The 25,183-nt window shown below is 57.7% G+C and carries 24 protein-coding genes and 3 pseudogenes; 7 read left to right on the top strand and 20 right to left on the bottom strand.

Annotated elements, in window-relative coordinates:
- Positions 1 to 367 precede the first annotated feature (367 nt).
- Positions 368 to 2,251: a putative bifunctional diguanylate cyclase/phosphodiesterase gene (locus tag BM022_RS09690; RefSeq protein ID WP_091138882.1), complete on the bottom strand. Its 1,884-nt coding sequence runs from the start codon at positions 2,249 to 2,251 to the stop codon at positions 368 to 370.
- A 793-nt stretch (positions 2,252 to 3,044) separates the two neighbouring features.
- Here BM022_RS09690 and BM022_RS09685 point away from each other — a divergent pair.
- Positions 3,045 to 4,454, top strand: a complete 1,410-nt coding sequence (locus tag BM022_RS09685) for a carotenoid oxygenase family protein (protein ID WP_091138880.1) — start codon at positions 3,045 to 3,047, stop codon at positions 4,452 to 4,454.
- A gap of 92 nt (positions 4,455 to 4,546) precedes the next feature.
- Here the strand turns inward: BM022_RS09685 and BM022_RS15520 are convergent, their stop codons facing one another.
- Positions 4,547 to 4,720, bottom strand: a complete 174-nt coding sequence (locus tag BM022_RS15520; RefSeq protein WP_177191684.1) for an SRPBCC family protein — start codon at positions 4,718 to 4,720, stop codon at positions 4,547 to 4,549.
- 431 nt (positions 4,721 to 5,151) lie between these two features.
- On the opposite strand from BM022_RS15520, the gene BM022_RS09675 reads away from it, so the two are divergent.
- On the top strand, positions 5,152 to 6,786 hold the full coding sequence (locus BM022_RS09675; protein WP_091138876.1) for an alkaline phosphatase: 1,635 nt from the start codon (positions 5,152 to 5,154) through the stop codon (positions 6,784 to 6,786).
- Positions 6,787 to 7,011: 225 nt separating this feature from the next.
- Complete coding sequence (locus BM022_RS09670) at positions 7,012 to 7,650, top strand: hypothetical protein (RefSeq protein WP_091138875.1); 639 nt, start codon at positions 7,012 to 7,014, stop codon at positions 7,648 to 7,650.
- 42 nt (positions 7,651 to 7,692) lie between these two features.
- On the opposite strand, the gene BM022_RS16050 is transcribed toward BM022_RS09670, so the two are convergent.
- From BM022_RS16050 to BM022_RS09605, 13 genes and pseudogenes are all read right to left on the bottom strand, one after another.
- The gene (locus BM022_RS16050; RefSeq protein ID WP_091138873.1) at positions 7,693 to 7,905 is read right to left on the bottom strand and encodes a GDCCVxC domain-containing (seleno)protein; all 213 of its coding nucleotides are present in this window, start codon (positions 7,903 to 7,905) and stop codon (positions 7,693 to 7,695) included.
- 105 nt (positions 7,906 to 8,010) lie between these two features.
- Positions 8,011 to 9,300 (bottom strand): arsenic transporter, encoded by a 1,290-nt coding sequence (locus BM022_RS09660; RefSeq protein ID WP_091138871.1) that lies wholly within the window; start codon positions 9,298 to 9,300, stop codon positions 8,011 to 8,013.
- A 144-nt stretch (positions 9,301 to 9,444) separates the two neighbouring features.
- A pseudogene (locus tag BM022_RS16430) lies at positions 9,445 to 9,665 on the bottom strand (arsenate reductase ArsC); the annotation flags it as partial.
- A gap of 5 nt (positions 9,666 to 9,670) precedes the next feature.
- Positions 9,671 to 10,156: pseudogene (locus tag BM022_RS09650) on the bottom strand (ArsI/CadI family heavy metal resistance metalloenzyme).
- On the bottom strand, positions 10,153 to 10,527 hold the full coding sequence (locus BM022_RS09645) for an ArsR/SmtB family transcription factor (RefSeq protein WP_091138870.1): 375 nt from the start codon (positions 10,525 to 10,527) through the stop codon (positions 10,153 to 10,155). The pseudogene BM022_RS09650 and the gene BM022_RS09645 overlap by 4 nt, the downstream one beginning before the upstream one ends.
- A gap of 203 nt (positions 10,528 to 10,730) precedes the next feature.
- Positions 10,731 to 11,420, bottom strand: coding sequence for a glutathione S-transferase family protein (locus BM022_RS09640; RefSeq protein WP_091138964.1), 690 nt, complete (start codon positions 11,418 to 11,420; stop codon positions 10,731 to 10,733).
- 228 nt (positions 11,421 to 11,648) lie between these two features.
- Positions 11,649 to 12,302 (bottom strand): glutathione S-transferase family protein, encoded by a 654-nt coding sequence (locus BM022_RS09635; protein ID WP_091138867.1) that lies wholly within the window; start codon positions 12,300 to 12,302, stop codon positions 11,649 to 11,651.
- A gap of 268 nt (positions 12,303 to 12,570) precedes the next feature.
- Complete coding sequence (locus BM022_RS09630) at positions 12,571 to 12,927, bottom strand: DUF1428 domain-containing protein (RefSeq protein WP_218146869.1); 357 nt, start codon at positions 12,925 to 12,927, stop codon at positions 12,571 to 12,573.
- A 130-nt stretch (positions 12,928 to 13,057) separates the two neighbouring features.
- Positions 13,058 to 13,468: a YciI family protein gene (locus BM022_RS09625; protein ID WP_091138864.1), complete on the bottom strand. Its 411-nt coding sequence runs from the start codon at positions 13,466 to 13,468 to the stop codon at positions 13,058 to 13,060.
- 1 nt (position 13,469) lies between these two features.
- A complete protein-coding gene (locus BM022_RS09620; protein ID WP_091138862.1) occupies positions 13,470 to 13,922 on the bottom strand; it encodes a VOC family protein in 453 nt (150 codons plus the stop codon).
- Between the two features lie 232 nt (positions 13,923 to 14,154).
- A complete protein-coding gene (locus BM022_RS09615; protein WP_091138860.1) occupies positions 14,155 to 14,544 on the bottom strand; it encodes a YciI family protein in 390 nt (129 codons plus the stop codon).
- 82 nt (positions 14,545 to 14,626) lie between these two features.
- Positions 14,627 to 14,992, bottom strand: coding sequence for a YciI family protein (locus BM022_RS09610; RefSeq protein WP_091138858.1), 366 nt, complete (start codon positions 14,990 to 14,992; stop codon positions 14,627 to 14,629).
- A gap of 170 nt (positions 14,993 to 15,162) precedes the next feature.
- Positions 15,163 to 16,455: an RNA polymerase sigma factor gene (locus BM022_RS09605; RefSeq protein WP_091138857.1), complete on the bottom strand. Its 1,293-nt coding sequence runs from the start codon at positions 16,453 to 16,455 to the stop codon at positions 15,163 to 15,165.
- A gap of 61 nt (positions 16,456 to 16,516) precedes the next feature.
- Here BM022_RS09605 and BM022_RS16425 point away from each other — a divergent pair.
- A pseudogene (locus tag BM022_RS16425) lies at positions 16,517 to 16,642 on the top strand (IS3 family transposase); the annotation flags it as partial.
- 67 nt (positions 16,643 to 16,709) lie between these two features.
- Here BM022_RS16425 and BM022_RS09600 read toward each other — a convergent pair.
- The 5 genes from BM022_RS09600 to BM022_RS09580 form a co-directional block, all read right to left on the bottom strand.
- A complete protein-coding gene (locus BM022_RS09600) occupies positions 16,710 to 17,198 on the bottom strand; it encodes a hypothetical protein (RefSeq protein WP_091138855.1) in 489 nt (162 codons plus the stop codon).
- An 82-nt stretch (positions 17,199 to 17,280) separates the two neighbouring features.
- Entirely contained in the window at positions 17,281 to 17,967 is a 687-nt protein-coding gene (locus BM022_RS09595) for an ABC-type transport auxiliary lipoprotein family protein (RefSeq protein WP_091138853.1), read from the bottom strand.
- On the bottom strand, positions 17,964 to 18,902 hold the full coding sequence (locus tag BM022_RS09590; RefSeq protein ID WP_091138852.1) for an MlaD family protein: 939 nt from the start codon (positions 18,900 to 18,902) through the stop codon (positions 17,964 to 17,966). The genes BM022_RS09595 and BM022_RS09590 overlap by 4 nt, the downstream gene beginning before the upstream one ends.
- Positions 18,902 to 19,825, bottom strand: coding sequence for an ABC transporter ATP-binding protein (locus BM022_RS09585; protein WP_091138850.1), 924 nt, complete (start codon positions 19,823 to 19,825; stop codon positions 18,902 to 18,904). The genes BM022_RS09590 and BM022_RS09585 overlap by 1 nt, the downstream gene beginning before the upstream one ends.
- Complete coding sequence (locus BM022_RS09580) at positions 19,819 to 20,976, bottom strand: MlaE family ABC transporter permease (protein WP_091138849.1); 1,158 nt, start codon at positions 20,974 to 20,976, stop codon at positions 19,819 to 19,821. Before BM022_RS09580 ends, BM022_RS09585 begins: the two co-directional genes overlap by 7 nt.
- A gap of 459 nt (positions 20,977 to 21,435) precedes the next feature.
- Here BM022_RS09580 and dapA point away from each other — a divergent pair, with 459 nt between their 5' ends.
- From dapA to BM022_RS09565, 3 genes are all read left to right on the top strand, one after another.
- Positions 21,436 to 22,344 carry a 4-hydroxy-tetrahydrodipicolinate synthase gene (dapA, locus tag BM022_RS09575; RefSeq protein ID WP_091138963.1) on the top strand — a complete coding sequence of 303 codons (909 nt, stop codon included), beginning with the start codon at positions 21,436 to 21,438 and terminating at the stop codon, positions 22,342 to 22,344.
- A 39-nt stretch (positions 22,345 to 22,383) separates the two neighbouring features.
- On the top strand, positions 22,384 to 23,505 hold the full coding sequence (gene bamC, locus BM022_RS09570; protein ID WP_091138847.1) for an outer membrane protein assembly factor BamC: 1,122 nt from the start codon (positions 22,384 to 22,386) through the stop codon (positions 23,503 to 23,505).
- A 148-nt stretch (positions 23,506 to 23,653) separates the two neighbouring features.
- Positions 23,654 to 24,661 (top strand): F0F1 ATP synthase subunit gamma, encoded by a 1,008-nt coding sequence (locus BM022_RS09565; protein ID WP_091138846.1) that lies wholly within the window; start codon positions 23,654 to 23,656, stop codon positions 24,659 to 24,661.
- Positions 24,662 to 25,183 lie beyond the last annotated feature (522 nt).

Raw genomic sequence — 25,183 nt, 5'->3', positions numbered from 1 at the left:
AAGCTGACTAGTGAGTTGCCCTGCACTGGCAATGTAGGGCAGTTCCTCTGACCTGCTCCCAATCATTAGCTACACCAGTGCAGTAGAATCTTGGGTTGCAAATTGATGTTGGGCCGCAAATTCGGTTGGCGTGATATTGCCATGGGAACGTGGGGCCAGGCACTCATTGCAGAATCGACCATTGAAGCGTTCATATAGGCATTCTGGGTGGGCTCTGTAGCAGCCGGAAGATCAAGCTGAAGCGGTAATTCGCTAATCACGCCGGCATACGCCATTGCCTGCCTATCATCAATGACTATACCCCTCGTCCTTGAACCCGCCACTTCTGCGCCAACCACCAGCTCTTCAACCATCGCGTCAGCGAGGATTAGGCAGGACCCCGGGACCATTGGGTTTCCCACTCATTAAATCTGTCCGCCGGCATCGGCTGCCCGACAAAAAAGCCTTGTGCTACGTCGCATCCCCAGGTGCCGAGCTGATCCCACAGCGCCTGGCTCTCTACGCCTTCCGCGACCACTCTTAGACCAAGATTATGGCCCAGCTCGATAATTGATCGCACGATCAGTGCAGAATCCCTGCTTGTCGTCATCGGCATGACGAAAGATTGATCGATCTTGATCCAGTCGACCGGCAGTTTCTGCAAGTAGCTGAGGCTGGAATACCCTGTGCCAAAGTCGTCAATGTACAGCTCGATGCCCAGTTCTTTCAGACGTGCCAGCGTATCCCTGGCGCTCGCCGGGTCCTCCATCAACGCGCTCTCGGTAATTTCGAATTGAATGAGCTCTGGCGGAAGGCCCCAAGTAGAGAACAGGTTCCGAATTCGTTCGACCAGCCGCGAGTCATGCAGATCGTGCGCCGACAGGTTTACCGACAACGGCCTTGCCAGCCCGGCCTCGTACCACGCATAAGCCTGGCTGAATGCAGCCTTTAACATCCAGTTTGTAAGCGGGGTGATGAGCGCGGCTTGTTCCGCGAGCTTAATGAATTCGCCGGTAGGGATCGAACCATGCAATGGGTGTTCCCAGCGCACCAGCGCCTCCGCTCCAAAGGGTCGGCGCGAAGCGATGGTTACCTTCGGTTGGCAATAGAGGCGCAGTTCGTTCCTTCCGATCGCTTGCCGCAACTCACCCATCAGGCGAAGCCTCAGCGCGTTTTCCTGTTCCTGACCACTGTAGAAGGCGTAGCCGCCCCTTGCGGGCTTCGCCTTGCGCACCGCCGCGTTCGCCCTTCGCAGTAGCGCTTCGGCGTCGCTCCCGTGCCCCGGAAACATGGCAATTCCAGCGGATACCGGCGCGTCTATTGTCAACCCCGATATCTCCACCGGGTCATACAGAACGTCAAGTAGTCGCTGTGCTTCCGTGGCGGCATCATCGGCTCCGGCATTCTGGACTAGCAAAGCAAAAGCCGCTTCGCCCACACGTGCCAGAAGCTGGTCGAGCTTCGCTGCTCCCGCCAGGCGCGCTGCCAGTTGTTGCACCAACTGGTCCCCCGCGTGGTGGCCGAGGATTTCGTTGATTTCATGGAATTGTCCGATTTCAAGATAGAGCAATGCCACGGGGTGATGCTGTCGCTTGGCAAGCTCTATCGCTTCTTCCAGGCGCTGACGCAAGTGGATGCGGTTTGGCAGATCGGTCAGCGGGTCATGGTAAGCAAGGTGAGCGATAGCCTCTTGAGCTTTACGGTGCTCGATCCGCATTCGCAAGCTGGCAATCCCATAGGCAAGATCGTCCGCCAGCTCGTTAAGCAGCTTGAGTTCTTCGTCATTAAATCCCTCCGGGTCTGCCGACGCCATTACGAGTGCGCCAAGGATTTCTCCCTCAACCTGAAGTGGAAACGCGGTCACCGAGGCGTAGCCTCTCGCTGTTGCAAGTTCCATTAGCTGGGCATGAGCGGAGGTGGCATAGGCGGGATCAGTCAAGACGTGCGTCGCGACGCTGCGTTTGCCCGTGCTAATTGCGGTACCGAACGCGCCCTTGGCAACAACGGTACCAGCCCAGGAGGGAAAAAGCGCCTGGAGATGTTCTTTGTCCATTCCAGCGCACTCCATCCACTGGATGGTCTTATTTTCATCATTTCGCGCGTATCCGACACACGCGATGGGATAGCCGCCCTGCTCAACGATTACCTTGCACATCTCGCGCAGAAGCTCCTGCTCGTCCGACGCGCGCAGCAAGGTGCGATTGCCCGCGCTCAAGGTTCGCAGCGCGCGGCTGACGCTCTCTAACTTGTTTGGCTTTTTGTTTAGCGGCATAAAATCCGATTCATCTTCGAGGTGCGATCAATTTTATCCAGGCTATCGGACCATCGGGACCAGTGGCAGCGGCGAGTTGAACCGCTTCGTTTTAAACCCGACCTGCAGAAGAAACGCCAAAAATTCATAGTCAGCCAGAGCCGGCCTTCCATAAGTCTTGCATCCAACACCTGTAGTGGTCAAATCATTTCAGACATTGGTTTGCTGCCATTTTTCGTTCATAGGCGGCGGGTGACAGGTTTTATCGTTAAGAAGCGGAAGAGGGCACGCTTAATGCTAACTGCTCGGCTAGAATTTGGCCTTCAGCGAATCGCAACGGCAGTTTTTAGGACGATGCCCCTTTTCTTGGTAGAAACGATGCCCTGTAGGAGCCAATTACAACTGGGAGCTTTGAAAACGTAAATGGCATTATTTGTGAGATCTGGGATGATGACAATGGGGAGCAACTCCTCAGGAAGAAAACGCCGGGCTAATATCGTAATTTCTTATTTTAGAGATTCAGGTGATTTTCTTAGCCCTGATTAGAGTCAAGATTTGAATTAACTCCCGCCGATCGCAGGGGTGGTACAGTTATTGACGGTACTCCAAGGGCGAAGGACCGATCTGGCGTAAGGTGATTACTGCTGCGCTCAGGTCAACCCGCTTTAATGTTCTTCAGCAACTGAGCGAACGTAATTGCTTGTGTTGCCAAGCCGCAACCGAAACCCACTTTGACAGCTTAAATTTCATCACCTACCTTGAGTAAACAACTCGACTACTACCGTTTCGATGTCGGGAATGAGGAGGTACTGAAATGAGAGATGACTATAGAAAAGGGTTTGCGGACCAAACCAACGAAATCATCGCTCCTTCGCTCGAGGTAGAGGGGGTGATACCTGACTGGCTGTCCGGCACGCTTTTGCGTAACGGTCCGGCCCGGTTCCGCCTGGAAGGCAAAACACTTAACCACTGGTTCGACGGTCTGGCGATGCTGCATAAGTTCGATATCGCCAAAGGCAAGGTCGGCTATGCGAACAAGTTCCTCGACAGTCCCGCATTTCGGGCGGCGAAAGACGGAAAAATGCAATACGGGGAGTTTGCCACCGATCCCTGCCGTTCCCTGTTCAAGCGCATTGCCCAGATCTTCATGGGATCGACCCCTGGCGCCAATGCGAATGTCTCGATCGGCAAGATTGGCAGACGGTTCGTCGCTCAAACCGAAACCCCCGTGCCGGTTGCCTTCGACAAAAAAACCCTGGAGACCATTGGTGTCGTCAGCTATGGCGACACGCTGAAGGGCCAAGTGACAACAGCTCATCCGCATTACGATCAAGGCAGCCAGTTCAACTACCTGCTCAATTTTGGGCGCCAATCCACATACAACGTCTGCACGTTGCCTGACGGCAGCAGCGAACGTCGTCTGCTTGGCAGCTACAGGACAGACAGGCCGTCATATATGCACAGCTTTGGGCTCAGCCATAAGTATGTCGTTTTGGGGGAGTTTCCGCTGGTAGTGAATCCCTTAAGCATGTTGTTGCGAGGCAAGCCATTCATAGCAAATTACACCTGGGAGCCCCAGCGGGGCACGCGCTTCTCGCTGGTTGATCGCGATACGGGCGAAGTCAGCCATGCTCACACCGACGAAGCGTGGTTCGGCTTTCACCACGTCAACTCAGCGGACCGTGACGGCAAAGTAGACTTCGACATGATCGTGTATCCGAACGCCGATGTGGTGCAGTACTTCTATCTGAACTCATTGCTCAACAGGCCGAATCATGAGGCCTATCCAGAGAACGAATTACGGAGATTTACTATCGACGTGTCCGCGGGTACCGTCAACTCCCGCCGGCTGGCTGACTATACGGCCGAGCTGCCGCGCATCAATTATGGGCGCTGCAACGGCCAGGCGTACCGGTATGTTTATGCTGTGGGCATCGCAAAAGGGGGCGAATCAGTCATTTTTGACACTATCGTTAAATTCGATCTGGCCGGCAATGTCAGGCAGTGGAAGCAGGAGGGGCAATACCCTGGCGAGCCGGTGTTTGTCCCACGACCAAACGCTCAATCCGAGGACGACGGCATATTGCTGACGGTGGTCCTGGATGCACCAGCAAACAACTCGTACCTTTTGCTGCTCGACGCACGTGATTTGTCGGAGATTGCCCGCGCAAGGGTTCCCCAGCACGTGCCGTTTGGCTTTCACGGTGCTTATATTCGTTCGTAGCTTCGCGGCTTGCTCCGTGTTGGGCAACACCCGGAAAACGAATTTGCAAAATGAGTCTGCAAAAGCCCGTACGAGAAGTTCGGGCAATCGTTCTAGTGCTTGATGGAGTGCAGGTTTTCCATGACTTCAAGCACGAGCCGGTCGAGTCCTTCGCCGGTGCGGCAAATGCGTTCCCCCAAACCATAGCGCCCGTCGAGGTAGGCCAACTGCTCGGTTAGCCGGAGATGCGTGCCGGACCCCTCCAGGTGTGAAATTCCGTTGTGCACAGCGATGCTGCGCAGGTGGCGTCGTGGCGGCCACTGGCTTCCATTTTGTACACAAAGATGATGCGCGCGCATGGAAGGATAAGGGGAGGATAAGGAAGGTCTTCTACACGAGTTGCGGCGTTCCCACTAGGCAGAGCAGGACAGCACGGTGGGTTTCCCCTCCGCCGGGGAGGTTGGCGCGAGTGACGCGTACACGTACAAGGGCATCTTGCCCGCCCGCCAGGTCGGGGACCGTGAATCGCACAGCGAGCCAGGGCTTTCCCAACATACCCATACTTGGCGATAGAGGTGTACTTAAGTCCAATTGATCCAATTGTTAGCTCAACAATGTCATTGCCCCGTCACATCGGGATGCGACACTCACTGAAGGTTCGGACGATTACTGCTGTAAAGGAAGAATCTTCCCTAAAACGATTTATGAGGAGTGTCGTATGAGAAAATGGGTTAATCGAATAACGGCGACGTTTCTTGTCGCTACAACCCTCAGCGGCCTGTCGATGCTGGCCTATGCCGAGACCACGCCCACTGTCGGCGGGCCGGAGAGCGTACAGGACTGGTGGCGTGCTGGTCAGGAGTTCATACGTGAAAGCCAGCACGAGCGCGACGTCCGCCGCAGGGCAAAGAACATCATCCTGTTCGTCGGAGATGGTATGGGCGTATCGACCGTGACAGCGGCCCGGATACTCGAGGGACAGATGAAAAATGGGATGGGCGAAGAGAATCATCTCTTCTTCGAGACCTTTCCTAATGTTGCTCTTTCCAAGACATACTCGTGGGATCAACAGACCTCGGACTCCGCTCCTACCATGACCGCCATGGTCACCGGCTACAAGGGTCGCGAAGGTCAGTTGTCCGTCAACCACACTACGACCCGCTACGAATGCAACGCCAACGTCATCGCCAGCAAGTCGCTGCAGACGATTCTGGAGCAGGCGGCGCACGCTGGCAAGGCTACGGGCATTGTAAGCACAGCACGTATTACCCATGCGACTCCGGCGGCAAACTATGCGCATACAGCGATGCGCGACTGGGAAAGCGATGCTGAGATCCGGGCTTTTGAAGCAGCAAATAATTTGCCAGCCAATTCCTGCACCGTGCGGGATATCGCTCGGCAGCTGGTCGAGTCTTCCCCAGCGGTCAAGAAGAGCCTGCGGGTGGTCTTGGGTGGCGGCCGCTCGTATTTCATGCCAGAGGCCATTGTGGATCCTGAGGATGGCGGCAATAACCGGGGCCGCCGTAAGGACGGTCGCGACTTGACGAAAGAATGGGTTCAAAATCGGGAGCAGGGTGCGAAGTTTGTCTTCGATAAAGCGGGCTTTGATGCTGCCCACGCCCACTCAACCCCCTATTTGCTCGGTTTGTTCGAGCGGTCGCACATGGAGTACGAAGCCGATCGCTCAACCGACCGCGGAGGGGAGCCCTCTCTTACCGAGATGACGGAGAAGGCGATCAGAATGGTTAACGACGACCACCAGGGGTTCTACCTGCAAATCGAGGGGGGCCGAATTGATCACGCTCACCACGCGGGTAATCCATACCGCGCGCTGACGGACGCCATCGAGTTCTCCAATGCCATTCGTAAGGCATACGAAATGACAGATCCCGATGAGACGCTCATTATCGTCACAGCGGACCACAGTCACGTCTTTACGATCGCCGGCTACCCGCATCGAGGCAATCCGATACTCGGCAAGGTGAGAGAAGTTCCAGATCGCGACGGTCAACCAGCGACGCTCGCGAAGGATCTCGTTGGACTGCCGTACACGACTCTGGGATACGCGAATGGTCCTGGGTATACCGGCGCGTCCGATGTTCAGCCGGCGGGAACCAAGACCTTCCCGCACACTCCAGCGTCCGCTACCAACATGGCGATCCGCCCCGATCTTACGAATGTGGATACGACGGCTCAAGCATTCATGCCGGAGGCGACCGTTCCCCTCAATTCCGAGACGCACGCCGGCGAGGACGTAGCCATCTACGCGACGGGGCCGCGCAGCCATCTGTTCAGAGGCGTGATGGAACAGAATTGGATCTATCACGTGATGCGGGAAGCATTCAACTTCTGAGGCATACACCCTACCCGAGCCGGGGGACGTCCTTATGGCGTTCTCTGGCTCTTTTTACAGATTCCAGAAATGCACAAGTTTCCACTATTCCTATTACTGACGGTTGCAGTTGCCTTTCCGATCTCCAGCCATGGGCACCAGGCGGCAGGACACTCTAGCCGTGGGCACCAGGCAGCAGAACACTCAACGGGGGCAGCGGGGGCATATGCTCCTCAAACAGCGGCGATGTGGAAAGAAGGCCCGCCGGTGGCAGCAAGATTTGGCGTGAGCATCTCACGCGATGGTTCACGACCCGTTGCACAAGAGGATTGGTACTTGCTACGGGACCTACAGCGCATCGAAAGGGTGCGCCCGGATGCGGGGCTTGCCGAGATCTGGGAGCGCGATGACAGGGGAGAGGTAAGCCTGAAGCGGGTGTTTGGCAACGACTCCCGCATCGTCGAGTACGTGCCCGGGGAGCTTCGCGCGCGTCAGATGGATGTGCCATGGGAATCGCTTGGATCAGTTGTCGACCCCAGATTCTTCGCCACGCTCAAACGCACCCGCACCGTGAATACCCGTTACGGTCGGGCCTCAGTGTTGCGTGGTTCCATCGCGGGAGAGCGCATTGAACTCTGGTGGCTGGACGCGCTGGCGTTGCCGGCTCGCGTCATCAAGCAGCAACAAAACGTCCGCGTGACGATCAATCTCAAAACGCTTCACTTCACTACACCGGAGAATTGGCCGCGTGCAGATATGATGGAAGGACGCATTTTCGAGACGATTGACGTGGCGGACCTGGGAGACCGTCACTATGATCCGTTTGTCCACAAGGTTGAATCGCTCGACGCGGTTTTGCAGGGAGTTGCCTCGCCGCGCAGGTGATATGCAGGGTTTGTCAGCAAACGAAAGAGTTATTGCAAAACACTACCGGCAGCATCCATGCTGTTGCTGGATGGGCGGACACTTCACCGAGCCGAAAGAACAGAAAACGCAGCAGTCGCCCGGATTGGGACGCAGCAGGGCCTTGCAGTGGCTGCACTCGTAGAAAAACTGGCAAGCGTCGGTCGGCATGGTTTCCTGTTTAGTGGCTCCGCAATGCGGACAGGTGAGGATCGATTCGAGAACAACGGCATTCATAAATAATGGCATCCCATGCGATGTGAGTCTTAATGCGCTTTAAGGGATTTAGGCACACCAAGAGAAGCGCCCAGCTTTCCGATAAAGCGGACCTTAATGTTCACTTCATTGATTGAGATTCAAACGTAATGCAAGCGCCGCCAGTGTAACAAGCAATACCGGCATGGTCAGTACGATGCCCACCTTGAAGTAATAGCCCCAGGTAATTCTCATGCCCTTACGCGCCAGGACATGAAGCCATAGCAGTGTTGCCAATGAACCGATGGGCGTGATCTTGGGTCCCAGGTCGCAGCCAATTACATTGGCATAGATCATCGCGTCTTTGACCACACCTGTTGCACTCGTGGCATCAATGGAAAGGGCTCCCAGCAGCACCGTAGGCATATTGTTCATGACTGAGGACAATAGCGCGGCAAGAATTCCCGTTCCAAACGCAGCTCCCCATATCCCGCCCTGTGCAAAGTAATCGAGCAGTCTGGTGAGATAATCGGTAAGCCCCTCATTGCGCAGTCCATAAACCACGAGATACATCCCGAGAGAGAAAATTACGATCTGCCACGGGGCTTCCCGAAGTACCTTGCGGGTGCTGATGACATGTCCATGCGCGGCAACAGCGAACAGGAGCAGCGCCCCGGCGACGGCAACCGCGCTGATCGGTACCCCCAAAGGTTCGAGGCCGAAAAATCCGATCAGCAACAGCATGAGCGCCAGCCAGCCGGTGCTAAAGGTGGTTCCGTCCCGAATGGCATCATTTGGCCGTTTAAGCTGATGCACATCATGGCGTGCCGGAATACTCCGGCGAAAATAGAGCAATAACACCGCCAGCGCGGCAGCGACAGCGGCGATATTCACCGGAATCATGATGGCGGCGTATGCCGTGAAACCGATCTTGAAAAAATCGGCTGATACGATATTGACCAGGTTGGAAACGACGAAGGGGAGACTCGCAACATCGGAAATGAAGCCTGCTGCCATTACGAACGCAAGAGTGGTCCCCGGATTGAATCCCAACGCCAGCAGCATCGCCATCACGATGGGCGTGAGAATCAGCGCCGCGCCATCATTGGAAAACAACGCAGCAACCGACGCGCCGAGCAGGACGATCAAGGCAAATAGCAGCCGGTCATGTCCATCGCCCCACCGCGCTATGTGCAGGGCCGCCCATTCGAAAAAACCGGCTTCATCGAGCAAGAGACTGATGATAATAATGGCGATGAAGGTAGCCGTTGCATTCCAGACAATCTGCCAGACCGTCAGAATATCGGCGAGCTGGACCACGCCTGACAGCAGCGCCAGGACGGCACCGAGCATTGCACTCCAGCCAATACCGAGCCCGCGCGGCTGCCAGATCACCAGAATAATGGTGACAAGAAAAATCAGTAAGGCGACAAGCACGTCAATTCTCCCTTTGAGCGGGTGAACCGCTTTCTTTGACTAGCGGCTTTAACAGCTCAGCCTGAAAACTAGAACGTGCTTAACGGTGTGTTCGGGGAAGTTCGGGAGGGCTGGAGTTGCCAGAAGCGATATTCAGTAATATTTGGCAAATTCATCCCATGCCTTGCTCCTGAGTTCCTCCGGTTGGAAGGTGGCTGTTCTCCAGGAGCTCAAGCGCGGAAGGATTTACTTTTTCTGTTGGAAAACTCCCGCACTGAACGCACGGAAGCGCCCCTTGCCGGACGCATTAAGATAGCTTTCCGCCAGGATGCTTGGTGCTGAATGACGGTACAAAGGAACAAAACGTTGAAGGAGCGAATGGTCATGATCTTTAGCAGCAGCTTGCGCGCTTCGGCGTGGTGTTCGCTACAGTCGGCTTGGGGGCGCAGCATGCAGCCCCTTCAGCGGCGGCTTCGGCGGCATTGGCGGCCTTAGGCATGTCCACACCATAAACTTCGACCTCGCCGAGCGTATGATAGGTTTCCCAGGCGATGCCCTGCGGGTCGGTAATCCAATATTTATCCGAACGTGCATAGCAGCATTCTGATTGCGGTTGATCAAGCGCGGCAATCTCCGCATCGGCCACTTTCTGGCGCAATTCGCCCAACTCCTCATTCGAATCGACTTGAAACCCCAAGTGATCCAGTCCGGTTTTTGCACCTCGATTGGAAATTGCGAAATTCAGCCGCGGCTCCTCGATCATCCATTTTGCGTAATCAGGTTTAGCTACGCTAGGAGGTGCTCAGAATATTGCGGAGTAAAAGCGGATATTGGCCTCCAGATCATCAACGGCAACGTGAACGTGAAAACGTTTCATGATTGACTCCTCGTAGATTTAGGTTTGCGTTTCGGCGGACAACAATCCCTAAGCTGGGTTTCCGCCACGGTAAGGCACTCGTGCGGCACGCCCTGGCAGCAATTTTGGGTGAGGAAGGTCATGAGTGCCGCCATATGCTCGAAATTGGCGGTGTAGTAGATGAACCGGCCTTCCTGCCGCGATGAAATCAGCCCTGCGTGATAGAGCTCCTTCAAGTGAAACGAAAGCGTGGCAGGCGCTACCTGCAGCTCTTCACCGATCTGCCCGACAGGAATTCCTTCCGGCCCCACCTGCACCAGCAGGCGAAATATCGAAAGGCGCGTATCCTGGGCAAGCGCGGCAAGTGCGACGATAGCTTCTTTCATTTTCATAATTCTATAATCATCGAAATGTCAGGGAAAGTCAAGAGGGGTGTCATGCGGTGTTTCCATCAAGGTATCTTTCCAGCCAGTCGAACTGGCTGTTTCACTGCGCCTTGCGTTCCGAAACCCAGGCCTCCAGTCCCGTGAAACGGTTTCCATCGGCGAGCGCGGCGAGGAGCCGATCCAGCCGATCCAGGCGGTACGGGTCCGCGTCAGGCTGTCTCGGGTACATCCGAAAGGAAGTGCGCCGGGATGGAATGGTAAAGGGGGAAGTAATGGAAGTAGGGGCGCGCCTCCGCGATGACTCGTCTGACCGATGGGCGTGCCATCAGCCGGTCGAAGTAGTGGGCCAGGTTTACGTGGCTGGACCAAAATGGCGCAACCATGCGCGCGTAGAACAGCGCCGGGGCCGCGGCGCAGTCCGCCATGCTGAAGCTTTCCCCCGCCGCCCAGTTGTGGTCGCCACGCCTGTCCTCGATCATGTCGTACGCATTTTGCAGCTCCGTGAGCGAGTCGGCAATGATTCCCATGTCCCGCTCCGTGGCTGGCCGGAGCTGCTGGGCAATGAAGCGCTGCATCGGGGCCATGACGTAGAGGTCGAAAAGGCGATCCCAAAGACGGATGTTCAGTTGTGCGTGCGGATCTTGCGGGATTAGGCGGACCTTTCCGGGATATCGCTGCTCGATATGCTCGATCATGATTGAGGTCTCGGGTACGACTTCACCTCTATCCTCGAGAAGCGGGATTTTCGCGGTGGGCCACAATGTCTTGAATGCCGCTTTCGCCTCCGGATCGCCGAGATTGACCATTCGCGTATCGAAAGGCGTGCCGTTCTCATAGAGGGCAATCAGAACCTTCCAGCAATAGGAGGACAGGGGGTGGGAATAGAGCGTCAGGTTCATGGGCACCTCATAGCTTCCAAAACGGCTAAATATATCTGCTGCATACTGGTGCACAAGCAAAACTTTCCTTTATGGTTAACTTTTTTCGCACTCCGCCAACCTTTTTCTATTCATGTATTCTTACCGCAAGACGCAAATGCACGCGGGGGCTTCAGCGAACCTAGGGTCAGGACCCATAAACTGAACGAAAAACTCGGATGACGACTTTGAGCCGAGGACTGACCTCAATCAGCCGGTCGGAGGCTTGCCGGTGTTGACTGCCAATTGCGCGGCGAAAGCCCGCTTGTATGCAGGCCGCGCTTCGCCGCGGGCGACATAGGCGGCCAGGTTCGGAAATTCGTCCAGAATGCCCGATGATTTCAGCCTGAGCAGCACCGACACCATCAAAAGGTCGCCCGCGCTGAAGGCACCTTCAAGCCAGTCGGCGTCACTTAGGCGAACGGAAAGTTGGTTTAGCCGGCCGCGAACGCGATCTTCCACCAGAGGAAGACGCTCCGCATGCCAGGGCTTGTCGCCCTCGAGCAGCCTCGCGGTTCCAAGTTCAAGGATCGGCGGTTCCACCGTGTTGAGCGCGGCAAACATCCATGTGATTGCGCGCGCCCGGGCATTGGCATCGAGCGGCAGCAGGCCCGCATGGCGCTCGGCGATGTGGAATACGATTGCCCCTGTCTCGAACAGGGCGAGGTCGCCTTCCTCATAGGTCGGAATCTGGCCGAAAGGATGAAGCGCCAGATGCGCGGGTTCCTTCATCGCACGGAACGAAACAAGGCGAACCTCGTAAGGTTGGCCCACTTCTTCAAGCGCCCAGCGAACACGCGTATCACGCGCGAGTCCCTTGCCACCGTCGGGTGACCGTTCAAAGGCGGTAATGGTGATGGTCATCGTGAGGCTCCTCCTTGGCCAAAATCATCGGCTGCGCGGCTGGAAGCTGTCAAGGCAAACTCACCGGGATTGAAGACGACCCAGTTCCATGGCAACAGCATAAAATAGCCGACGGGCAAACTGGATTGATTTACACGCGCTGGATAAAACAAGGACGGGAAGCCTGCGAGCTATCGCCGATGCTACAGGCTTCGCCCGATCGCTTATTACCCTGCCTCTGCATCCTGGGTCCGAAATCTGCCCGCGCGAGATGAGCCTGTGCCAGGCGTCAGACCTCTACAATCACCTCGAATCCGCCATAGATGAGGCGCTTGCCATCGAACGGCATCGGATTCGTGTCGGGCTGCAGTCGCGGGTCCGCCATCACCTTCTTCCAGGCCTCGTCCCGCACCTGGCGCGAGGGCCACGTTATCCACGAGAACACCACCGTTTCGTCCGCCTCGCGCTTGACCGCCATTGAAAAGGATGTCAGCTTGCCCTCGGGCACGTCATCGCCCCAGCACTCGACGACGTTCAGCGCGCCGTACTCCTTGAATACCACGGCCGCTTTTTCCGCATGCTGCCGATAAATTTCCCGATTTGCGGTAGGCACGGCAGCAACAAATCCATCCACGTAGTTCATCATTGATCTCCTTTACTGTTTATATTGAAACGACCCCAGCCAAGGCTCTCGTCGTTCCTGGGGTGCTGGCGCGCCCTCTTGAGGCGCAACGAGGCGCTTAGCCAAGCTGCGCCGCACTACATCCCAGCAATCCTCAGGACTGACCTTGCATCGCGGTCAGCCCCTCCGCTGCCTTCTGTATATCAGGCGGAAAGTCCGACATCTCCTGGACCTGGCGGATCTCGATAATCTCATTGTCGGCCATGGGACAGCGGGACGCCCAAGCGATCGCCTCCTCCTTGGAATCCACGCGAATCATCCAGTAGCCGCCTAGTACCTCCTTGGTCTCGATGAAGGGGCCATCTGTGACGGTCGGCCGGCCCCCGGAGAACGATATGCGGGCGCCCATCGACGGTGGGTGCAGGCCGTCGAGTGCGATCAGGACGCCGGCTTTCTGCAGCTCCTCGTTGTATTTCATCATTGCCTCGACCGCCTTAACATCCGGCATCGTTCCTGGCGCGGCCTTCTCATAGCCTTTCGGGATCACGAGCATCATGAATCGCATGTCACTTACCCTCCTTGCCGGCCTCGCAGTTGATCATCCAGGGCACGCCGAATTGGTCTGTGAACATGCCGAAGCGGGCAGCCCAGAAGGTCTTGTCGAGCGGCGCCTGCACTGTGCCATTTTCGGAAAGCGCGGCGAAGACGCGTTCGGCTTCGCCAATCGAATCGACGTTCAGCGAAACCGAGCAACCCTTGATGCCCTCGTAAGGATAGTTCGGGGGCGTATCCAATGCCATCAGAATCTGGTCGTTGAACGATAGGCAAGCATGCATGATGAGGTTTTCCGATCCGGGGAGGAGGGGTCCACATCCGCTGGCGGCGTCCTCGCCTTCCTCGCCCTTTGGCGCATCAGAGAACTTTAACATCGCTTTGATAGTGCCGCCGAGGCACTGCTGATAGAACTTGAAGGCGGCCTCACACTGGCCGTTGAACATGAGATAAGGGTCAATACGCATGGTGCTCTCCTTGGTCGGGGTGAAGTTTGATAGTTAAGGATTGTTTCTTGATTCGAACCGAACGTGTCCGCTCGTCCAGCCTTGAGCGGGGTCGTGACTTCAATACTTGCACGTATGGGTGCAGTGTTCATGACGCGAGTTCCTTTGAGTGGGTGACTTTGAGCGGTGAGACAGTTGATTGCATCCAATAGTCGAATGACAGACCGCGAAATCGACATCGGCACCCACGTCATCATGCAAATTCCGGCCCGTCAGCTCCAAGCGCACGCAGAGTCGGGGGATCCTCCGCGACAGGCCGCACCTCGACGCAACCGCGTTTCGCACCCGGAATCCGCGATGCGACCTGGATTGCTTCGTTCAGGTCCCTGGCCTCGATAAGATAGTAGCCACCGAATTGTTCCTTGGTCTCGGCGAACGGTCCATCCGTGACCGAGACCCTGCCGTTACGGACCCGTACCGTACTTGCGGCATCAGGCGGCAACAGCCGGTTGCAGCCGATAAGGTGGCCGCTACGCCGTATGCTGTCGGTAAACTCGCGGTACTCCTCGAAGTGCTTGTCCGCATCGGCGGGGGGCATTTGCTCCATCACCTTCTCGGCACAGATCAGGCACAGGTATTTCATGCTGTTTCTCCTCGTGAATGGCGGACGGTAAATGGGGCCGATATTGGCGGCCTGATAACAGCGCCGCTCAGCGGTTCCCTGGCTACGCGTGCGGGACCGCATTGGCTGCGGCGACAGTCTCGCGGATCGGCCGGATCGGCCGCACCTCGATGCTACCGACGCGGGCAGGCGGTATCTCTGCCGCGAGCGCGATCGCTTCATCGAGATTCCTGGCCTCGATCATGTAGAAGCCGGCAAGCTGTTCCTTGGTTTCGGCGAAGGGCCCATCGGTGACCGACACCTTGCCGTCGCGCATGCGCACGGTCGTCGCCGTGCGGACTGACTCCAGTGCCTCCGAGGCGAGGCAGTGGCCGCTCGTCCGGATCGCCGAGTCGTAGGCGACGCAGTCTTCATCGGGCAGTTCGTCAAGGCGACCTTCGTCAAGATAGACGAGACACAAGTATTTCATTGCCTTCCTCCTTCTCTGTCGTGTTTGCGTGTTTGCGTGTTTGCATGTTTGTTTAGGTGGGGTGTACTTATTCCTGGTCGAACGGCGAACTGCGAATTCGACATTACTGCGCGGCGACATTATTTCGCGCATCACTCCACAACATCGCGACGCGATATCACTAGGCGATATTACTCAGGCAATTCAGCGAGTCGCCGCTCAAGGAACCGGCGCTCAGGCGCCTGTCGAGTCAGTTCAAGCGCCCGCCGGTAGGCTGCCCGTGCCTCGCCGACCATTCTCAGGCGCCGGCACAGATCAGCCCGGGCGGCGTGCGCCAGATGGTAGTCAGCGAGTTCCCCGCGCGCGAGGATATTGTCGACCGCCGCCAGTCCCGCAGCGGAACCGTCGAGCATGGCGACTGCCACGGCACGGTTCAGCTCGATCACAGGAGACGGATCGAGCCGCAGCAAGACATCGTAGAGGCCGACGATCTGCGCCCAATCGGTTGCCGCGGCATTCGGTGCCTCGGCATGAACCGCGGCGATCGCTGCCTGCAGCGCGTAGGGGCCCACGCGCCCCGAGCCGAGCGCGCGTTCGACCAGTGCCGAGCCTTCAGCAATCAACTCATGCTTCCATTGCGACCGATCCTGCTCGTCGAGCAGCACGAGATCGCCTGCCGGGGTGGTACGCGCCGTCCGCCGCGACTCTTGAAGCAGCATCAGCGCCAGCAACCCGATCGACTCGGATTCAGGGATCAATTCAGCAAGCAGGCGGCCGAGCCGGATCGCCTCGCCCGACAGGTCGGCCCGTGTCAATAAATCGCCGGCGGATGCCAAGTAGCCTTCGTTGAAAACGAGGTATATCACGCGCAGTACGCTGTCGAGCCGGGCTGGCAGCGCCGCAGGCGCGGGCACTTCATAGGGGATGCGGGCGTCGCGGATTTTGGCCTTGGCACGCACGATGCGCTGCGCGAGCGCGGGCGCCGCAATGAGGAAGGCACGGGCAATCTCCTCAGTGGTGAGGCCGCATACCTCGCGCAGCGTCAGCGCAACCTGGGCCTCGGGCGACAGGGCGGGGTGGCAGCAGGTGAAGATCAGCCGCAGGCGGTCGTCCTCGACGCTGTCCTGGTCCGGCACGTCCTCGCTCGCCGGATCAGGGCGATCATCGAAGTCTTCCACCAGGTTGAAACGCGCGCGCCGCCGCAAGGTGTCGACCGCCTTGAAGCGGCCAGTGGATACGAGCCAGGCACGCGGATTGGCCGGCACGCCCTCGTGCGGCCATTGCTCAAGCGCGGCGCGAAAGGAGTCGTGCAGCGCCTCCTCGGCGAGGTCGAAGTCGCCTAGAAGGCGGACCAGCGTCGCAAACACGCGACGGGACTCGGCCCGGTAGATTGCCTCCAACTGCTCACGCACACGCCCGCTGGTCCCACCGGCCTCAACGGGGATGGACTGGATCTCCCCCGTTGAACGTTTAGGGTCGTCCATCCGCGCCCCCCTAAGTTTTGCAAGTTTTAAATAACAAGCCTCCCCATGTCGCGCGACCGAGGAGCCGTGCGGGGTTCCTGGGTGGTCTGGCAGACATCACATCAACTGGCCTTCAGAATATAGACGGCTGCGGCAGCTGGAAGAGGAGAACAGCAAGTTGAAGCGGGCGGTGGCCGATTTGAGCCTGCATAACGACTCGGCTCCGAATGTACAGATCGGAGCGCTTCATTCAGAAATTCACTTTCTTCGATTTGTTAATCAAGCGTCCTGTCGTAATGTAAATGTTGCATTTTTTCCAAGTTGAATTGGGCATTAAAGCACTCGGGTACGGTTCCTGTGAACGAATCAAATGAAGAATTGACTTTTCCCCTCAGGCTGATCGTTTGATGCCCCTCGGGTTTTTCTATCCATGCACCGCTATCCAGAATCAAGGAGCCGTCATAATAATAGGAACCAACGAGAACGAAACGGCCTGTAGCCATGTCGGCACTTGATGACATTGGGTAAAATGAAAAGCTCCCCTCTACATGTCCACTCTTGTGGCCCGTAAGGATCAAGGTAACTCCGGTTTTTCCATCAAAGCATTCATAATGTCCAACCCATTTGCCGGAAATGCGCTTCGCATTTCCTAGCATTGGAGGGTCTGCCGAGGTTGCGCTTACGCTTACCGAAAAAAAAATGATCATTGCCAGCATCGGTGTTATGGGTTTACTCAACTTTCTGTGCAATAGGCGTGCGTTCATTTCCGGGATTTATGTTTGAGGGAATTATTTAAGATCGAAGGACGTTCTCGTCGCGCAACGATATGATTGACCGGGGTGCGAATCAGGGCTTTTCGGCTGGCGGATTCATTCTTCCGGCAGACGCTGGCATCTCATTCTCACCTGCTTGAATGGCACTGCCGTGCTGGATCGTCCACTCGATAATTTCCCTTGCAACATCATCGGCGCCTTTGCCGAATGCGGCGACGACTTCAGGCATTCCCTTGCCTTTCACCGGCTGCCGGGACTCAAAGCCACGCGCGGAGATGCTGCGTTTGAGCCCCGGGTGCGCGAGAACGGCATAAAACCGGATCACTACGACGGGCTTGCCGTCGGCGTATTCGACATGAAAAGCGCCGAGATCGCCACTGAGCTCGAGGTCTCTCGCCAGAGTGGGATTATAGTCGCTCACCAGGCTGAGCCTGCCATCGGCGCGAAAGGCGCTTGCGATCTGGTTGCGCAGCAGGACTGGGGGCGGGTCGCTCCAGCGGACGCTCTTGTAGGCGCTCACGTGATTGTCCTTATTCAGTATCACGACGCGCTGGCTATCGGTGACGCGGCTGCTGTCCGCTTTGGCAATATGCAGCGTTAACGGCAGCCGATCCGGTGCGGTCGCGATCGTAATTGATGAAGGAGGAAGCTGATATACCTCGACAGTTTTCTTGGGCAGGATCGAGCACGAAGACAGAAGAACCAGTGCCGCGACTAGTCCCACCCGCCTCCAACAGCGTTGAGGCATCCAGTTCATCATGGTTCGATCTCCTCTATTTTTTGACGGCCCGTCAGGTATTCGGCGGGATCATCCTCCAGCCGGAGGGTTAGTCTTCTGATCGAGACGAGCGTATCGCGGAGTTCCTGCAAGGTGGGGCCAAGCTCGTTGAGGCCGCGAATGCCCCCAGCTAGCGCCGTTCGGTTTTCTACCAGGATCTGATCGATTGCATCTGCGCTTTTCTCCAGGGAAGCCATGGCCCGGTCTGCACTCCTTAAGGCATTTTTACCCTCGTTGTTGATAAGTTCTTGCGCATCATCCATGACGCCCGATGCCTGCTGCAATACCGCGTTGGCCTGCCTGCTGGCGGCGACCAATTCACGCCCCAGAACCTTGATATTGTCATCCTGGCTTGCGATCGCGCCTGAAGCCTTTTCCAGGTGCGCAACTGTTTGGCGCAGATTTTGAACAGTATCCGGAGATAGGACCTGTTTGACGTGCAGGATAATCTCCCTTAGATCGGAGAAAGTGCTCTCGGCGTCCTCCAACAGCTTGGTAATGGGTGACTGAGAGGCGACAATGACCGGGTCTCCGTCATCCTTCGCGACGAGGTCAGGGCTTTCCGGCGATCCGGCGCTGAATTCGATCACAGAGGTGCCGGTGATGCCTGTCAGCGTCAGCCGCGCCTCGATGTCTTGCTTGATCGGGACATTGCCGTCCACCCGCACCCGCGCAAGTACTTTTCGCGGATCACGCGGGTCAAGCTCAAGCGCTGTCACTTCGCCGACCTTTATCCCGTTGTATTGGACCCCGCTGCCAACGGACAAGCCCCTGACTGTTTCATTGAAGATCACGGTGTAGTAGCGCTGCTGGGCCGCGCTGGGCCCCTTGCCCAGCCAAAACGCGAAGAGCAGTGCCACGGCCACCGCCAGGATTGTGAGCGAGCCGATCAACACATGGTGTGCACGTGGTTCCATCAATGGGTCTCCGTGGTCTGCTGTCGGCTGGCCTGACTTGCCTGTCTAGCTGCACGCCCGCGAGGTCCGTGAAAATATGCCTGCACCCAGGGGTCGTTAATCGCCTGGACGACATCGAGCTTGTCGGCTGCCAGGACGCGCTTATCTGACAGCACGGCGACGCGGTCGCAGATGGCGTATAGCGTATCCAGGTCATGCGTCACCAGAAAAACGGTGAAACCGAGCGCATCGCGCAGGGTCAGGATGAGTTGATCGAATTCGGCGGCACTGATGGGGTCCAGCCCGGCCGTGGGCTCATCCAGGAAGAGTATGTCAGGATCGAGGGCAAGCGCCCGCGCCAGCGCGGCTCGTTTCACCATCCCCCCGGACAAGGCCGCCGGATATTTTGCCCCCGCACTGGCGGGAAGGCCGGCCAGCGCAAGCTTGACTTCCGCCAGATGTTCCGCCTCTGGCCGGTCGAGGCCGACATTTTCGATCAGGGGGACGGCGATATTCTCCACCACTGTCAACGATGAAAAAAGCGCTCCACTCTGAAACAGTACGCCAAACCGGCGTTCCAGGGCAGACCGGCGTTCAGGCGCCAGGCTCGAAAAATCCTGCCCGAGCACGCGCACACGACCTGAGGCAGGGGTTTCCAATCCCACGATGGAGCGCAGCAGCACCGATTTCCCGGCCCCGGAACCGCCGATCACGCCCAGGACCTCGCCGCGGTAGACATCAAGATTCAGCTTGTGATGCACCACCTGCCGGGCAAAACGGTTTGTCAGATCCCGGACCTCTATAACCACTTCCTCTTCCTTGCCATGCTGTCGGTGCGTCTCGCCCTGGGCTGGCCCGCGCCGGGCCTCGCTACCGTCGGCTGCGGAGCGCCCGGCCACAATCTCCGCCGCGTTATCCGCCACTCCTGCCTGGTTGTTTACCATCCCATTTCCATGAAAAATAGCGCCGCCACCGAATCGAGAAGAATGACGACAAAAATCGAATGCACGACGCTGGCAGTCGTGTGCCGGCCAACCGATAATGCGCTGCCGCTCACTTTCATGCCTTCCAGGCAGCCGATCACCGCGATGACGAAGGCGAACACCGGCGCCTTGGACATCCCCACGAAAAAATGCCGCAGCTCGATTTGATCATGAAAAATGCTGACAAACATCGCTGGAGATATATTGAGCTGCAACGCGCACACCAGCGCTCCTCCCAGTATCCCGGCAATCATCGCCAGAAAGGTAAGGATCGGCAAGGATACGAGCAGTGCCAGTACCCGGGGCAACACCAGCAGATTGACCGGACTCAGGCCGAGTACCTCCATGGCGTCGATCTCTTCGTTGATCTTCATTGACCCGAGCTCGGCCGTAAATGTGCTTGCAGTGCGTCCGGCCATGAGAATGGCCGTGAGCAGGACGGCAAGTTCGCGCAGGAACGCGAAAGTCACGAGGTTGACGGTATAGATGGTGGCGCCGAATTCGGCCAGCACCGTCGCGCCGAGGAAAACAATCACTGCGCCCACCAGAAAATTGAGCAGGCAAATGATGGGCACGGCATCGAGCCCCGTGGTCTCGATTTGCGCGACCACGGAGGTCAGCCGCCAGCGCCTTGGGCGAAACAGGCTTTGGCCTAGAGCTTCAAGCGTGAAACCGACGAATCCAAGCAGGGTGTGTAGTTCCCGCCAAAAGGCTTCCAGCGCCAGCCCGGCCCGGCCAAACAGTTCGATGAGCGCTCCTCGGGCGCGTCTGCGCGCAGGTTGTTCGGCAGCTTCCATCGCTTTGGCCACGGTTTGCAATAATGCGCGGCGTTCCGCGCTCAGCCCGGAACCGGAAGTGGAAACTTTTCCGACGAGCTCACCGCCGAGCAGTTCATACAGCCGTGAGGCGCCCGAGGTGTCAAGCGCCCCTAAACCGGTCAGGTCGATGTTACCCTGCGCCGCGGTGGAATCCCCTACTTCGGGACGCAAGCAGGCGATCTGCTCCCCCAGTGCGACATAATTGTCGAGCGTCCAGTCACCGCGAACGGTCAGGGTTCGCTGCCCGCTGGTCTCGTCCCATGCCAGAAGCTTTGAATCAGCCGGCGTGCTCATCGACGCTGGCCTCCAAAATTTTAGAGATTAATACCGCTCTTTCCTGTCTCATTTTCTGGTATCACATCCAGAGGTGGTGATTCTTAATCTTAGCACCCTCTCGCGGAGCCGTTGCACAGATACGATTGATACGATTCGTGGATCAGGAATGATGAAGGAGCTACCTCAAGCCGCGCTGGACGTCAAGGACCAATTGCCGGAATCCGCTCAGCGGTCCGACTGCTGAATCATATCCCGGAGGAAAATGAAGGCCTAGGGATGAAGGCTTTGGGAACGCGATACCATTGGCATTGTCTCATGCAGGTCCGGTCCGAGGCTCATACCCGGACCCTTCCGCTGAAAGTTTTGCGGGTGGCGGCCTCGCCAGAAGGTGCCTTCGTACGTCCCGGCTCGTTAGGGAATATTCTTGACGGAGGCGAGATTCAGGTAAAATACCCCTTTTCACGGGACGGACACGTCATGAATAGTGTTGCAATAAAAGGTAGTCTGGTCGCCATCGTCACGCCCATGCATGATAATGGCGAACTGGATCTGGAGCGTTTCAGCGCCCTGATCGACTATCACGTGACAGAGGGGACCGACGGCATCGTGGTGGTAGGCACGACCGGCGAGTCTCCGACAGTGGATTTCGACGAGCACAGCCTGCTCATCCGGACCGCGGTGGAGCGTGCCGCCGGGCGCATTCCGGTCATCGCGGGCACAGGCGCGAATTCCACCCGGGAGGCGATCGATCTCTCGATTTTCGCCCGGGATGCCGGCGCGGACGCAAGCCTCTCGGTGGTCCCTTACTACAACAAGCCGACGCAGGAAGGCTTGTACCAGCATTTCCGCGCGGTGGCTGAAGCCGTCGATATTCCCCAGATTCTATACAACGTGCCTGGCAGGACGGTGGCCGATATCGCCAATGAAACGGTGCTGCGGCTGGCCGAGATTCCCAATATTGTCGGCATCAAGGATGCGACCGGCGACATGGGGCGCGGTTTCGAGCTACTGAGCCGTGCGCCGCAGGGCTTTGCCGTTTATAGCGGGGATGACGCGAGCGGCCTGGCGCTACTGCTGCTGGGGTGCCATGGCGTAATATCGGTTACGGCCAATGTGGCGCCGAGAATGATGCACCAGATGTGCCTGGCCTCATTCGCAGGCGATTTTCTTGCGGGGCGGGCTTTGAATGAAAAACTGATGAGTCTGCATCAGGATTTGTTCGTCGAAGCGAATCCCATTCCGGTAAAGTGGGCGGTGTCGCAAATGGGCTTGATCGGGCCCGGCTTGCGCCTGCCCCTGACGCAGCTATTGGATAAACACCACCATACGGTACTGGAAGCGATGCGCGATGCGGAAGTAAAACACCTCAGCGGCTGGCCGGTTTAGCAATTCAATGCTGCATGACAAAAGGATAAAGCACTACACATGAGATGGCATATAGCGGCTGCACTATGCTTGACGGTGGTGGCGGCAACAGGGTGTAACGCTCTCTCTAGCCTGTTGCCGGAAGGCAAGAAGATGAATTATAAATCGGCCGGAAAACTCCCTCCGCTGGAAATCCCGCCGGATTTGACGTCACCAGGATCGGACGAACGTTTTATCGTTCCGGATATCAGCCCGAGCGGAAGCGCAACGTTCTCCGCCTATAATGCAGAGCGCAACAAGACGCCGAACCCGGCCGGGGCTGCCATCCTGCCTTCACTGGAAGAGGGTGGGGTACGCATGGAGCGCGCGGGCACGCAGCGCTGGCTGGTGGTAAAGGGCGAACCGGAGGAGATTTGGCCGGTGGTGAAAGAGTTCTGGCATGAACTGGGTTTCCTCATCAAGATAGAATTGCCCGAGGCTGGCGTGATGGAGACCGACTGGGCGGAAAACCGCGCCAAGATTCCCGAGGACATTATCCGCAACACCCTGGGGAAACTTCTCGATTCCATGTATTCGACTTCCGAGCGCGACAAGTTCCGCACCCGCCTGGAGCGTGGGGAGGGCGGCACGACGGAAATCTACATCAGCCACCGCGGCATGGATGAGGTAATGGAGGGCAACGTGCGCACTGTGTGGCAGCCGCGCAAGCCCGATCCCGACCTCGAAGCCGAGATGCTCTCCCGCCTTATGATGCGTTTCGGCGTCGGAGAGGAGCGCGCCAGATCAGCCGTGGCAAGCACCGGCTCAGCCCAGGAGCGCGCCCGCCTCGTAGAGAAGGGTGGCGTGCTCACCGTAAACGAGGCATTCGACCGCTCATGGCGCCGCGTGGGACTGGCGCTCGACCGGACTGGGTTTACCGTGGAAGACCGCAACCGTTCGCAGGGTATCTATTACGTGCGCTACATCGACCCGGACGTGGACAGCGGTGTTGTCGGCGTCGGTTTGTTCTCCAAGCTCGCTTTTTGGCGGGAGGAAGGGTCCGACAAACCGGACCAGTACCGCATACTGCTCAGTGAAGCCGGTGACAGCACCGAGGTCAAGGTGCTGAACAAGGATGGCGAACCCGAGAAATCGGGCAACGGAAGCCGGATATTGAAGCTGCTGTACGAGCAACTGAAGTAACCCGTAAGATAATCGCGGAAGGCCGCGCTCATGTAAGCGGCGGCCCCTTTCCGCGCAAGGTTTCTCGATGGGACCGGTGCTGATATTGTATGTCGGGCGTCAGTGTCTCCGGCTCGTTCGAGCATCCACGGACGGACGGGCATAACTCATGAGCGACACCCTCGCGAATTTGCGCCGGAAGATCGACCGGGCCCGGGACCTGGGTTCGGTGGTGAGCACGATGAAGGCGCTGGCCGCTGCCAACCTGGCTCAGTATGAAAAATCGGTGCGCTCGCTGGCTGACTATTACCGTACGGTGCAGCTCGGCCTGAGCGTTTGCGTTCGCTCCAGGACGCCCGCATTGGCTGCCTCCGTCGGAGAGGTCAGTAGCGACGGCGCCGGCGCCGGCACCGGTCCACGCGGCTCAGGCAGTCCCCACAGCCCACGAGCACCGGACAGTATCACCGGCGCAATCGTGTTCGGTTCGGACCAGGGCTTGGTCGGGCAATTCAATGACATCGTCGCCGATCATGCCGCAGCGACCCTGGCCTTGCATGGGGGAAGAAAAAAAATCTGGGCCGTCGGCGAGCGCGTACACGACCGCTTGGCCGACAAGCAACTGCCTCTGAATGGGCTTTTCGCCGTTCCCCTGTCGTTAAAAGCCGTCACCCCCTTCATCGGCCAGCTTCTGTTGCACATCATGGCGCCCGGCATGCTGGAAGGCGGCGTGCAGGGAAAAAATGAACTGGCGGGACTTTATCTGTTTTACAATCGCTCCCGATCGGGCACAGCATACGAACCCATCGCCCAGCGACTGTTGCCGCTGGATGAGGCATGGCGGCGCTCTCTGGCTGAACTTCCCTGGCCGTCGAAGAATTTGCCCGAGGTGGTGGGTGATGTCCCCTCCACGCTGCAGGCGCTGGTGCGTGAGTATCTGTTCGTGTCGCTTTTCCGCGCGTGCGCCGAGTCGATGGCGAGCGAGAACGCAAGCCGACTCACCGCGATGGAGCGCGCCGAGCGCAACATCGATCAACTGCTCGACGAACTTCAGAAGACGTTTTACCGCCAGCGCCAGAGCAAGATTGACGAGGAATTATTTGACGTGATCGCGGGAGTAGAGGCGCTGGCAGCAGCACCGACGGGCGCACACCCGGGAAAACGGCGCGAGTATGGGTGAGTATGGATAAACGGGTAAACGCGCGGGAGCGAATCAGGGGCGGACGAAGGTGCGCCGCCGAGATTTGTCGTGAAGGATTTTCGGACAGGTTGTACTTTAGTCCAATTGGAAAGGCACGAAAACCGAGTAGGATGATGGCTGGGGAGTAACCCAATGACTCCCCGATGTAGCGGGTGCCTGTAGCCCGGCGGCAGTGATCCTGCGCCGGGCTTTTTCTTTAGGGAACCGCTGAACAAATCTCCGCTGGCGCGACGGCGGCTTAGCGGGATGGGATGCGCGAAAGGCGACGACGCGAATGGTGCGACCGCGAAGGGCAGAGCAGTGTCTTCCAAAGGAAGATGCGACGCCGTAGCGGGATGCAAATGCCCCAACAGGTTCTTCGCGCGGTCTTGACATCCCGCCGCTGCTCGATCCCCGCTTCGCGGGACCCCTCAGGCAACGTTCTAGGGAGCCATGGCGTTGCGCTCCTCGGCATCGCGTCGTACGAGCTACGACCAGCGTCGCGCGCCTTATGATCATCCC

The sequence above is a fragment of the Nitrosospira sp. Nsp14 genome (assembly GCF_900113575.1).
GTDB lineage: Bacteria > Pseudomonadota > Gammaproteobacteria > Burkholderiales > Nitrosomonadaceae > Nitrosospira.
Note: the sequence above shows the minus strand (reverse complement) of the source record. Positions and strands in the feature narration are given on the sequence as shown.